Annotated in this window: 10 protein-coding genes and 2 pseudogenes; 8 read left to right on the plus strand and 4 right to left on the minus strand. The window is 40.6% G+C overall.

What is annotated here, in order from left to right:
- Positions 1-49: 49 nt before the first annotated feature.
- Positions 50-1,906, minus strand: a complete 1,857-nt coding sequence (gene feoB, locus AC5YCE_RS09840; RefSeq protein ID WP_496171925.1) for a ferrous iron transporter B — start codon at positions 1,904-1,906, stop codon at positions 50-52.
- On the minus strand, positions 1,903-2,163 hold the full coding sequence (locus tag AC5YCE_RS09845; protein ID WP_496125973.1) for a FeoA family protein: 261 nt from the start codon (positions 2,161-2,163) through the stop codon (positions 1,903-1,905). Before AC5YCE_RS09845 ends, feoB begins: the two co-directional genes overlap by 4 nt.
- 173 nt (positions 2,164-2,336) lie before the next feature.
- Between AC5YCE_RS09845 and xerD the strand changes: the two genes are divergently transcribed.
- The 4 genes from xerD to thrC all read left to right on the plus strand — a co-directional run bounded on the left by xerD (position 2,337) and on the right by thrC (position 6,892).
- Positions 2,337-3,254 (plus strand): site-specific tyrosine recombinase XerD, encoded by a 918-nt coding sequence (gene xerD / locus AC5YCE_RS09850; RefSeq protein ID WP_496171926.1) that lies wholly within the window; start codon positions 2,337-2,339, stop codon positions 3,252-3,254.
- 197 nt (positions 3,255-3,451) lie between these two features.
- Positions 3,452-4,267 carry a DsbC family protein gene (locus AC5YCE_RS09855; RefSeq protein ID WP_496171927.1) on the plus strand — a complete coding sequence of 272 codons (816 nt, stop codon included), beginning with the start codon at positions 3,452-3,454 and terminating at the stop codon, positions 4,265-4,267.
- Positions 4,268-4,391: 124 nt separating this feature from the next.
- Entirely contained in the window at positions 4,392-5,696 is a 1,305-nt protein-coding gene (locus AC5YCE_RS09860) for a homoserine dehydrogenase (RefSeq protein WP_496171928.1), read from the plus strand.
- A 56-nt stretch (positions 5,697-5,752) separates the two neighbouring features.
- Complete coding sequence (gene thrC / locus AC5YCE_RS09865; RefSeq protein WP_496125969.1) at positions 5,753-6,892, plus strand: threonine synthase; 1,140 nt, start codon at positions 5,753-5,755, stop codon at positions 6,890-6,892.
- An 83-nt stretch (positions 6,893-6,975) separates the two neighbouring features.
- Here thrC and AC5YCE_RS09870 read toward each other — a convergent pair whose 3' ends face one another.
- A complete protein-coding gene (locus AC5YCE_RS09870; protein ID WP_496171929.1) occupies positions 6,976-8,022 on the minus strand; it encodes a serine hydrolase family protein in 1,047 nt (348 codons plus the stop codon).
- 230 nt (positions 8,023-8,252) lie between these two features.
- Here AC5YCE_RS09870 and gacA point away from each other — a divergent pair, with 230 nt between their 5' ends.
- From gacA to AC5YCE_RS09890, 4 genes and pseudogenes are all read left to right on the plus strand, one after another.
- A complete protein-coding gene (gacA, locus tag AC5YCE_RS09875; RefSeq protein ID WP_496125967.1) occupies positions 8,253-8,888 on the plus strand; it encodes a response regulator transcription factor GacA in 636 nt (211 codons plus the stop codon).
- Between the two features lie 52 nt (positions 8,889-8,940).
- Positions 8,941-10,512, plus strand: a complete 1,572-nt coding sequence (locus AC5YCE_RS09880) for a sensor histidine kinase (protein ID WP_496125966.1) — start codon at positions 8,941-8,943, stop codon at positions 10,510-10,512.
- Positions 10,513-10,533: 21 nt separating this feature from the next.
- A pseudogene (locus AC5YCE_RS09885) lies at positions 10,534-11,695 on the plus strand (sigma-54-dependent transcriptional regulator); the annotation flags it as partial.
- Between the two features lie 92 nt (positions 11,696-11,787).
- A pseudogene (locus AC5YCE_RS09890) lies at positions 11,788-11,958 on the plus strand (helix-turn-helix domain-containing protein); the annotation flags it as partial.
- Positions 11,959-12,027: 69 nt separating this feature from the next.
- On the opposite strand, the gene AC5YCE_RS09895 reads toward AC5YCE_RS09890, so the two are convergent.
- Entirely contained in the window at positions 12,028-13,206 is a 1,179-nt protein-coding gene (locus tag AC5YCE_RS09895) for a S41 family peptidase (RefSeq protein WP_496125965.1), read from the minus strand.
- Positions 13,207-13,227 lie beyond the last annotated feature (21 nt).

Consider the following 13,227-nt stretch of genomic DNA (forward strand, 5'->3'; position numbering starts at 1 on the left):
CAATCACTTACACAAGATCAATTACGTAAAATCATTTACACACGATCATTTATACAAAGATGCGTGAAGCGATTTGATATGTTAAGAACGCCATTAAATAAGCCAAACCAAACAAGTACGCCGTCATGATGCCTACAGTTTTCCATGAACCTGTCTCACGACGAACTGTCGCCAATGTCGGTAAACAATGTGGTGCATAGATAAACCAAACCAAGACAGCCAAACCAGTTGCCATTGACCATCCAAGCTCACCACCGCCACTAATGATTGCCGCAAGACCTTCAGACATGGCATCTTCATCGACTGTAGACAATGCATAGATAGTACCCAATGCAGCCACAGCAACTTCACGTGCAGCCATCGCAGGAATCAATGCAATACAGATCTGCCAGTTGAAACCGAGTGGTGCAAAGATCGGCTCTAACACATGACCCAACATGCCAGCCAAGGTGTAGTCAATCGCAGGAAGCGTTGCACCTTCAGGGGGTTGTGGGAATGTACACAAGAACCAAAGCAAGATAGACAATGCAAAGATGATCCCACCGACACGCTTTAAGAAAATCTTGGCACGATCAAGCAAACCAATCCAAATATTCTTTAAGTCAGGAAAACGATAGCTCGGTAATTCCATCAACAGCATATGCTGTGATTTATCTTTATGGAAAAATTTAATCACAAAAGACACACATAGTGCACTGACAATCCCAGCCATATACAAGCCAAACAACACTAAACCCTGCAGATTGAAAATCCCACCCACCGTTTGATCAGGAATGAATGCTGCAATTAACAGAGCATAGACAGGCAAACGTGCTGAACACGTCATCAAAGGTGCGACAAAAATCGTGGTTAAACGATCTCGTGGATCACTAATGGTCCGTGATGCCATAATCCCGGGAATCGCACAGGCAAAACTTGAAAGCAGTGGAATAAATGCACGACCTGATAGACCTGATTTATACATCAGCTTATCGAGCAAAAATGCTGCTCGTGGTAAGTAGCCTGACTCTTCTAAAATCAAAATGAATAAAAACAGGATTAAAATTTGTGGTAAGAAGACCAACACCCCACCAGCACCCGCAATGATCCCGTCCACGACCAAACTATTGAGTAAGGGATGCGAAATACTGCCTCCAACCAACTCACCAAGCCATCCGAATAAGCTTTCAATACCATCCATAAATGGTGCAGCCCAAGCAAAGACAGCTTGGAAAATCACAAACATCATTAGGGCTAGGCTAATTAAGCCCAAAATTGGATGTAAGAAAATTTTATCCAGAAAAGCTGAGCGCTTGTCATCTTGCTCAATGAATTGCACGGCATCATGAACAATCGCTTCAACTTTTTCATGATCTGTGCCCTTCAAACCTGTGAGTTCAGTTTGAGGAACGGTATATTTGCCTTGATCCAAGGCATTCATTAGGTTTTCAATGCCTGCATTACGCACAGCAACTGTTTCAACAACAGGGATACCTAGACGCTCAGACAACTTTTGGGTATTGATCTGCATACCACGACGGCGTGCTTCATCCATCATGTTTAAAACAAGCAACATTGGACGACCCAAATTGATCATCTCAAGTACAAGCCCTAGATGTAGCTTTAAGTTGGTTGCATCGACCACACACAAGAACGCATCTTGCTGACCTTCTTCTGCAATTTTACCTTGCACAACATCGCGGGTAATTTCTTCATCAGGACTGGTTGCATCTAAACTATAAGTCCCTGGCAAATCCAATACACGAACTGGCTTGCCAGAAGCTAAAGTAAAATGACCAACTTTACGTTCAACGGTCACACCTGCATAGTTCGCAACTTTTTGGCGTGTCCCCGTTAAATGGTTGAATAGAGATGTTTTACCGCAGTTTGGGTTACCTACAAGGGCAATACGTAATGCATCACTCATGCAGATGCTCCCTCAAGTTGAATTTCAATTTTTTCAGCTTCATTTTTACGCAGTGCAAATCGTGTAAATCCAATTTGGATTAAAATCGGGTCACCACCAAAGATCCCTTTGGTAATCACCTGCACTTTTGTACCTGGAATAAAACCTAGAGTTTCTAATCGACTCGCGACCAAATCGCTTGAGATTTCGCCATCCAAAGTTCGATTCACTTTGCTAATGATGGCTGATTGTTTAACCTTTAAATCAGATAAACGCACTGCATCCAACCCTTTAATATTTTGAACAGTATACAAACAAATGAGAATAATTACCAAATAAGCTAGATAATGATTCGCATCTGTTATAACACATCAAATTCAGATTATTATGATAATAGGGTCAATTAAACCAATCATATTTATCGGTTTAATAAATTAATTTTGAGAGCATTATGCTAAATAAAAAACCGCGTATTCCTGTTGCAGTAAACATTCCAAAACAGCTGTTCTTTTTACAAAGCTTTAAAGATTACTTGATTGCACAAACCGTCAGTCCGCATACGCGAAATGCCTATCTCTCTGATTTAATTCAATGCAGTCAGGCAACATCCAAATCTATGCAAGATTGGAATCACGATGATATTTCGGATGTGCTCATTTATCTAACTAAAATCGGGAAAAGCCCACGTTCTATTGCGCGGACACTTTCAGCACTCCGATCATTTTATAAGTTTTTAAGAGAGCAAAAACTCAGAACAGACAATCCTGTTGCATCGCATAAAACACCGAAGCTTGGTCGTGCTTTACCTAAAGACTTATCAGAACAAGATGTCGAAGCTTTGATTCATGCACCAGACACCAATACGGCGTTAGGGCTTAGAGATCGCGCCATGTTCGAAGTACTTTATGCATGTGGTCTACGGGTCAGTGAATTAATTAATCTCCGAATAGATATGATTAATCTAAATCAAGGCTATTTACGAATTCTTGGAAAAGGCAATAAAGAACGTCTTGTGCCATTGGGGCAAATCGCGGCAGAGTGGATTGAGAAATATATTCAAGAGTCTCGTCCACAACTCTACAAGTCTGCAACGGATTATCTTTTTTTGACCCAACATGGTGGCATCATGAGTCGTCAAAATTTTTGGTATGCCATTAAGCGCTATGCCTTACAAGCCAATATTCAAACAGAACTATCGCCACATACTTTAAGACATGCGTTTGCAACCCACCTGCTCAATCATGGTGCAGATTTACGTGTGGTACAAATGCTGCTGGGTCATAGTGATCTGTCAACAACACAAATTTATACCCATGTAGCGCAAATTCGGATGCAACACCTTCATGCCACACACCATCCTCGTGCTTAATCCACTAAGTCATGCCTTGAGAAATAAGATATTTTTAAATTCTAACGTTTAAGTTTAGGGTTTGGGTGGTCATCAAAGATTGAAGCTAGATATTAGTGATAAGCCAAGCGCAACAGTCATCTAAGTTTTTTGAAACATCGTCTTTTTTTGGTATGCTTGTCCCTCATACAATAATGTAAAACTTTAAAGGGTTGTTTATGCATTTTACCCGTTCAAAATTAGTATTGATGTGCGCACTCGCAACCAGCTTTATGCTCACAGCCTGCTCTGAATCCGATCAACCTAAAAAGGATGATGGCACTCTTACAGCAACCGCACCTGCCACAGGACAAGCATCTAATCTGACTGAACGTAATGCACAACAGCGATTGATTCAAAATTTAGAAAAGAATTTTAAAACCGCCAAGATCAATGCCAAAATTATTGAAATCAAAGCCACTGAAGTACCAAATATTTATTGGGTGAACTTAGAAGGGATGTCTCCGATTTACACCACAGCCGATGGGAAATACTTAATTGAAGGTGAACTCATTCGTTTAGGTGATAAAACTTTGCATAACGTCGGTGAATCATTCCAATCCGAAGTCAGCAAAAAAGCCCTAGCTTCTTTGAAAGTTGAAGACTTGATTGTGTATCCAGCCAAAGGCAAAACCAAGCATGTCGTGTATGTATTTACCGATATTAGCTGTCCGTATTGCCACAAATTGCATGAACATATGGATGAGATCAATTCGGCTGGAATCGAAGTACGTTATATCGCGTGGCCAAGAGGCGATCAATTTATTCCTGCTATGCAAAGCGTTTGGTGTAGTGCTGATCGTAAAGTTGCCTTTGATCAAGCCATTGCAGGTGCTCAACTTCCACCAGCAAGTTGTAAAAATCCTGTTGTAGATCAATACAAACTCGGACAAAGTATCGGCGTAAATGGTACTCCTGCGATCTACAATGAAGCGGGTGTTTATTTGGGTGGCTACCTGACACCAGCAGAACTATCCAAACGCTTAAATAACTAATATTTATAAATTAAATTACTGTTTTTTATACCTAAAGATAAATATAGATATGTGCTAGAGATTGGCTGGCTTTTTAGCTATGATCTAGCATCAACAAAATTTTTAAACTAATTTGGAGTGTGACGTGAAACCAGTTCGTCTGGCTATACTCGGTCTAGGAACCGTAGGTGGTGGAGCCCTTAAACTATTACAAGAAAACGCTGCTGAAATTAGACGTCGCACCGATCGTGAAATTCAAATTACACATGTTGGAACTCGCCGCCCACGTCCAGATCTTAATCTTGCTGATTCGGTTAAACAAAGTGCTGATTTGATGGAAATTGTCCGTCAGCCCGATGTTGATGTTGTCGTCGAAGTGATGGGTGGCATCCACCCTGCTTATGAACTCATCATGGAAGCCATGAAGCATGGTAAGCATGTGGTTACGGCAAACAAAGCTTTACTTGCTGAGCATGGTACTGCCCTGTTTAAGGCTGCTGATGAATATAAAGTACAAATTGCTTATGAAGCTGCAGTTGCTGGCGGTATTCCAATCATTAAAGTGATTCGTGAAGGTCTATCTGCTAACCGTATTGATTGGCTTGCAGGCATCATTAACGGTACAGGTAACTTTATTCTTTCAGAAATGCGCGAAAAAGGTCGTACTTTTGAAGATGTACTGAAAGAAGCTCAAGAACTTGGCTACGCAGAAGCGGATCCAACATTCGATGTGGAAGGGATTGATGCTGCACACAAGCTGACTCTGTTAGCCTCAATTGCTTTTGGTATCCCACTTCAGTTTGACAAAGTATTCACCGAAGGCATCAGTAAAATTACAGCGCAAGATGTAAAATATGCTGAAGAGCTGGGTTTCCGTATCAAACACCTTGGCATTGCACGTCGTGCTGCACATGGTGTCGAACTTCGTGTACATCCGACCCTGATTCCAGCTGAAGAATTATTGGCCAATGTAAATGGCGTGAAGAATGCTGTTCTTGTTCAATCCAATGCTGTTGGTCCAACGCTTTATTATGGCGCTGGTGCAGGTGCGGGTCCTACAGCTTCTGCTGTGGTTGCTGATGTGGTCGATATCGTCCGTGACATTCTCTACACAGAAGATGGTGCAGGTACAATTCCACAGTTGGCATTTGAAAATCTAAGCGACTTGCCTATTTTAAGCCGTGAAGAAATGACCACAGGACACTACATTCGTCTTAATGCCGAAGATCAAACAGGCGTTCTTGCAGATGTGACGACTATTTTAAGTCGTGCAGGGATCAGTATCGATGCCATCATGCAACAGCCGCGCTTAAAAGATTTAATTCCAATCGTGATTTTGACTGATCCAATCGTTGAATCAAAAATGGATGAAGCTTTAGCACAAATTCAAGCTTTGCCAGCAATTCATGGCGAAATTGTGCGAATTCGTTTAGAATCGCTTGATAATTAATCGGGTTGAGGGGATGATTCCCCTAACCAAGCTCTACATACAATTGGAACATCATCATGTCGAATCCAACTCGTTATACTGGTTTAGTTGACCGTTATCGCGACCGCTTACCAGTGTCTGCAACAACTCGTGCAATTTCATTAGGCGAAGGTAATACGCCACTGATTAAGCTTGAGAATATTCCAGGCATTATTGGTAAAGATGTTGAAATTTATGTGAAGTACGAAGGTTTAAACCCGACTGGTTCATTTAAAGACCGTGGTATGACCATGGCTGTGACAAAAGCAGTTGAAGAAGGCTCTAAAGCGATTATCTGTGCATCTACAGGTAATACCTCAGCGGCAGCGGCTGCTTATGCGGCACGTGCAGGCATCAAAGCGTTTGTTCTTATCCCAGAAGGCAAAATTGCCATGGGTAAAATGGCGCAAGCGATGATGTACGGTGCGATCACCATGCAAATTCGCGGTAACTTCGATGACGGTATGCGTCTGGTGAAAGAAGTGGCTGACCAAGCGCCAGTCACGATTGTAAACTCAATCAACCCGTACCGTTTGCAAGGTCAAAAAACCATTGCTTACGAAATCGTAGAAGCGCTAGGTCGTGCGCCTGATTACCACTGCTTACCGGTAGGTAACGCTGGAAACATCACGGCACACTGGATGGGTTATACAGAAGCTGTTGCAAACCAGTCGAAAGACGAGTTTGAACAAGTGGTTTATGATGCTACTACTGATCAGTTCACAGGTCCAAAACCTGCGGGCTTACCCATCATGGCGGGTTACCAAGCTTCAGGCGCTGCGCCATTCTTACGTGGTGGCCCAGTCGAAAACCCTGAAACAGTTGCAACTGCTATTCGTATCGGTAATCCACAAAGCTTCAACCATGCTAAAGCTGTGGTTCGTGATTCAAATGGTTGGTTTGATGAATTGACTGATGCTGAGATTTTGGAAGCTCAACGCTTACTTTCTATGTATGAAGGTGTGTTCGTTGAACCAGCTTCTGCTGCTTCTGTAGGCGGTGCAATCCGTGACATCAAAGCAGGTAAAATCAAAGAAGGTTCAGTGATTGTATGTACAGTCACGGGTAATGGTCTTAAAGATCCTGATACAGCGATCAAACAATGCCAAGATGCTGTCATGCTTTCAATTGATGCAACAATGGATCAAGTGAAAACATCTATTCTTTCAAATATGTAATTTCATCTTCTGAATGAAAATAAAAAGCCCTGCAATTGCAGGGCTTTTTATTTATCACATCATGATGAGATAAATAAAATGCGTTAGATGCGTTTTGGTAATTGGCTCGCCCAATTCATCAAACGTGTCGCATCATTGGTACGTGCTTGGCTATTACTCGCCCCTAATAATACAACGACTGCAGGACGCGAATTATTTAAAGTCGTATGCATCACGACACAACGACCTGCTTCGTTAATAAATCCTGTTTTAGAGATATTAATATTCCAACCACCATTACGTACCAATGCATTGGTATTATTTGATTTAAGGACACGATAGCCTAAATTAAAATCATAACTTGGGGTGGTTGAGAATTGACGAATCAAGCCGTACTGAGATGCCGTACTCACCAAAATGCCCAAATCACGTGCTGAAGCCACATTGCGTGGATCTAAACCACTAGATTCAGTAAATCGACTAGAGGTCATGCCTAACGCACGTGCTTTCGCATTCATCGCGTTTACAAAGGCTGTACGTCCACCTGGATAAGTGCGTGCCAAAGCTGCCGCAGCAGGGTTCTCAGATTTCATCAGTGCAAATAGTAAAGCTTCAGCACGATTCATCGTATCGCCAGCACGCAAGGTTGAACTTGAATTTTTACCGCCCGCACCAGCAAAATCAATTTGCTGCAAAGTGATATTTTCAGACATGTTTAACTTAGCATCAGCGATAACCACAGCCGTCATCAGCTTGGTTACCGAAGCAATAGGTAAAGCAGTATTGGTATTTTTACTGTAGAGCACTTCGCCTGTTTGTGCATCCATCACTAACGCAGCGCGTGCATTGACAGAAGGCTGACTACTATAACTATTGGTATCTAAAATACGAACGGACTGCGCACTGGGGTTCTGATTCACCACCCCATTCGATTGGCGAATGGTGGTGGTTACCGTTGTCGTCGCCTGTGGTGTGTCAACGTCATTCTGAATGGTTGAAGCACGATCATTATTGAGTAATTGGCTCGCATCTTCCGATGACCAACTAATGGCTGCTTGACCCGTCGAGTGATTTACAAGTTCTGCAGAGCTCAATGAACTCAAACTGAGTAGTACTGATGCACTCAGTACATGCATTAACGTTTTTCCCATTTTTTTCACGATAACTTACTCATTTCATAGAGGTTCTCTGCATAATTGCGATTCACCTCAAATATGACTTACATTTACACGCAAACGTGATTAATATTAAACCACGTGATTATGCACATTATTTTAGTAAAGATTAGGAATAGGATTGCTATTTTTGTTATGACAATGCAAGTATTTTTTGCATTGTGTAACAAAATAATTGTGATGAGAATAAATAAAAGGGGGTATGAGTGATCACGGTTTTAGTGGTAGATGACCATGAATTGGTTCGAACAGGCATTTGCCGAATGCTAGAAGATCAAGACGGTATTCAAGTCATTGGTCAAGCAGAATCAGGCGAAGAAGCAATTAATATCGTGAGACAACAACATCCGAATGTTGTGCTCTTAGACGTCAACATGCCTGGCATTGGTGGTGTGGAAACCACGCGTCGTCTTTTACAAACAGCACCGGACACCAAAGTTCTAGCCGTGAGTGGTTTGTCAGAAGAACCTTACCCGTCTCTATTGCTTAAAGCAGGTGCACGAGGTTATATCACCAAGGGAGCACCGATTACTGAAATGGTTCGTGCCATTAATAAAGTCATGCAAGGTGGTAAATACTTTAGTGCAGATATTGCAGAACAGTTGGCAAGTTCTTATTTATCCGATACACAGACCTCGCCTTTTGACTCATTATCGGAACGTGAAATGCAAGTGGCTATGATGGTGGTGAACTGTATCAGCGCTCAAGAAATTTCAGATAAACTTTTTGTCAGCGTTAAAACCGTCAACACTTACCGCTACCGTATCTTTGAAAAACTCAATATCGACAGCGATGTCAAGCTTACGCATCTCGCGATTCGTTACGGATTAATTAAGCCTTAATTTTAAGAATTGCTCATAAACTTAGTAATTTTATACACTCAGGTCGATTTGTATGATGCCTACGGGATCCATTCCGCTTTATCAAACGATTTATCGCATAGGCACGCTATACACCAATTATCGACTGATTATTGCTTTAAGTCTGACGCTGATTTTTCTGATCACGATTGAAGACTCATCCGATCATTTTGAATATCCGACTCTTTATTTCTATGCCCTAATTAGTTACAGCGCTTTGAGTCTGGGTCAATTGCTCTTACTCAAATATTTTCCAGATACTTTAAGTAAACAAATTCTCGCACTCTATATTGTAGATTTGGTGTTTCTCAGTGTACTCACCTTTGCCTTGGGCGGACCGAACATTTCGATTGGTTTGCTGTTTGTCATCTGTGTCTTTACCTCGAATTTTTTACTGAATAAACATCAAGCCTTATTTATGACTCTGGTGGCTGTCATTTGTGTCGTTTATCAACAGTTTTTTGGCAGCTTATTCACGCAAACCAGCTTAAATAATATCGGGAATAGTGCTTTTTTAGCTTTTTTATTTTTTGTGGTTTATGCACTTGGTCAATTTGCGATTCAGCGCTTTCACGTTTTAGAATCACTGAATACTTTTCAATCCAATGAACTGTTTAAACTTCAAAATATCAATCGTTATATTTTGGAGCAAATCGAAGTCGGTTATTTGGTTTTAGATGAAAGTTTTAAAATTGTCGTCAGTAATCCTGCTGCATGTACGCTGTTAGGTATTTCACCTCTCTATGCGCATGAGCAATTTCATCTGGCGACCTTTCAACCTGATCTTTATGACATTCTTCGACAAAAAACCATTCATGATGGTGAACGCTTCCAATTTGAATCTATTCAATCGACCTATACTGTCGATATTCGCATTCAAAATCTCATTGTTCCTAACCAAGCCCTGACTTTACTGACGCTTGAGGATACTCAAAGATTGAACCAAAAAGTGCAACAATTAAAACTCGCTGCCTTGGGTCAACTCTCTGCAAGTATCGCACATGAAATTCGCAATCCATTGGCAGCCATTGTTCAAGCCAATGAATTAAATGCTGAAAGCGACGATGATCAAAGACGATTATTGAACACGATGATTTCTAAACAAGCACAGCGTATTGATCGAATCATCACAGATACCTTGGATATGGCTAAAAATCGAAAAACTGATAGCTCGATAATTGGATTGTCATCTTTCATGAATGAATTAATCATTCAAGATTTATCAGATATACAACACCAAATTAAATTAGATGTTGATCCTGATCTTCATACTCAGTTTGATGAACCACAATTACGCCAAGTGATGATTAATTTGATCCGTAATGCAATTCGACACAATGCCTCAGATATTGAGCAAATTTTAGTTCATGTCTATACACATAATGCTATGATTCATATCGATGTGGTAGATTTTGGTCAAGGTATAGCTCAAGAAAATTTATCACAACTGTTCCAACCATTTTTTAGTACCGAAATCAATGGAACTGGTTTAGGATTGTACTTATCACAAAGTATATGTGAAGCAAACCAAGCCAAGCTTTCTTATGTAGAGCGACAACAACAAGGTGCTTGCTTTAGAATTGAGTGCCAATTGATAAAATTGTAACTTTTTGGGTTTTTTGGGGATATGGCAAAACAACAACCATTGGTTTTATTGATCGATGATGAGCCTGATTTATGTATGTTGATGCAAATGACGCTATCGCGTATTGGTGTCAAAACGCATATTGCACATCATCTGGCTCAAGCGAAGCACTTTCTAAGCGAATATAAATACGACGCTTGTATTACCGATCTTAATTTGCCTGACGGTAATGGGATTGATCTGGTCAAATATGTCACGCAACATTATCCGAAAACGCCAATCGCTGTATTAACCGCCTACGCCAATATGGATATTGCGATATCGGCATTAAAATCGGGTGCTTTTGATTTTGTCAGTAAACCCATTAATCAACAGCATCTACATCAATTGGTCAAAAAAGCATTGAACGTTCCGGACGTCGATCCAAATATTGATCAACTCCCTCTAGAACAAAAAATGCTGATTGGATGTTCTGAAAGCATTAAAACCCTTAGAGAATCTATTAAAAAAATTGCACGTTCGCAAGCTCCTGTTTTTATTACAGGTGAATCAGGTACAGGAAAAGATATTGTTGCCAATTTGATTCATCAGTTGAGCAACCGACATGATCATCCATTTGTTGCGATTAATTGTGGTGCAATCTCTGAAGAATTAATGGAAAGTGAGCTTTTTGGACATACCAAAGGTTGTTTCTCAGGTGCAACTGAAGATAAACAAGGACTCATTTTAAGTGCGGATGGAGGCAGTTTATTTTTAGATGAAATCGCTGAATTGTCTCTAGCCATGCAAGCCAAATTGCTGCGTGCCGTACAAGAAAAGAAAATCCGACCTTTAGGCAGTGAAAAGGAAATTGAAGTAGATTTTCGAATCATTAGTGCCAGTCACCAAAACCTTGAACAATGGGTTCAACAAGGTAAATTCAGACAAGATTTATTCTTCCGTATTCATGTTATGGATGTACGAATTGCTCCTTTACGTGAAAGACCCGAGGACATTTCGGTCTTGGCAAATCATTTTATTCAAATCATTTGCACCGACTGGGGAATTCCACTCAAAAAACTATCTGATAAAGCGATAAAGTTTTTATCCAATCAACACTTTCCAGGCAATGTGCGCGAGTTACGCAATGTGATAGAACGCGCGATTACTCTAAGTGATGATGATTCTATTGAGATTGAACATTTACAGTCCAGTGCGCTTCGTACGCAGAATTATGCTCCTGAACTACCAATAACAGCTCACGTACAACCACCAATTGCTGTGCAATCTGTTCAAGAGAATAAATTAGACTATCGACTACCGGAAGAAGGACTCGAACAATATTTAGAAAAAGTAGAGAAAGAAGTGCTGATTAATGCGCTTAATTTAACCCATTGGAACAGAACACTTGCTGCTAAAAAATTGGGAATGACCTTTCGATCACTGCGTTACCGACTAAAAAAGTTCGGATTAGATACTGACGAATAGTTTTTGATTGCGAGCAGAGAATTTTTAAATCGAACACATCATGTTCAGAATAATTGATGAGTGCTTAAATCATTTAGCTCTCAAGAGTTGATCTGCCGAATGTAGAAGATAAGTTTCTTCCTTCATCTCATTCGGCCATGGAAATTGAATATTAGGCACAATTCCTTGTCCGTCGATAGCATGGCCATTTGGCGTCAAATAGTGTGAGACTGTCATTTGTAAGGCAGCACCATTTTCGAGTGGAAATAGTTTTTGGACGACACCTTTACCATAGCTTTTATCGCCAATAATCGTTGCACGACCTAATTCTTTCATCGCAGCAGTAAAGACTTCCGCAGCAGATGCAGAACGATTATTAATGAGTACACCCAGTTTCAACTGACTGAATTCATTCCCAGGTAAAGCTTGAAACTGCTGATCACCTTCAGAGCGACTTTTTGTCGAAACAATCGTCCCCTGATTTAAGAATAAATCTGCAGTTTCAACCGCAGAAGATAATAAACCACCCGGATTATTGCGCAGATCAATCAACACCGCTTTTAAACGATGATTATTCTGATGTTCTTCGATCAGTCGTTTAATTTCATTGGCTGTGTCTTGCTGAAAAACTTTAACTTTTAAGACAAGTACTTGATTACTAAGCATGCTGGCTTGAATATCAGCCACATCCAATTTTTGGTTACGAATCAAACTTAGTACCGGTGTTGAAGGGGACAACTGGATTTGTATCGCTGTACCCATTGCACCATTAAGAACATCATCCACCTGACCTGCATTGAGCTGTTTTAATTCCTGCTGATCAATTTTATAAACAGTCAAACCATTCTTTAAACCCAATTTGGCTGAGTCAGCGTCTGGTTTCAAATTTTTGATCTGCCATTGAGATTGGATTGCATCATAAGCCAAACCAAAATCGACTGTGGCAAGATCACCTTCAGTGTATTGTAAGAGTTGACGGTATTCATCTGAACTAAGATAACGTGAATAACGATCTAAGCCACCGACTAAGCCTTTAATCGCTTGAAGAAATAAAGCATCGTCAGATTTTTCACTAACATAATTATCTTTAACCGTGCCATAAATCTGCACAAATTGCTGAATAGACTCAATCGGAACTTCAGCAACATTTTCAACCCATTCATCATTGGATTTCAAGGCTGCGAATCCTTTTGAATCCGCAACAGCAACAGAATGAACCGTCATCAAAAGCGCAATAGCGACTAAGCTTTGGTGCCAATTTCGATTCATTCTATTGTCCTTTTTATTTTA

The sequence above is a fragment of the Acinetobacter sp. CY79 genome (assembly GCF_059515845.1).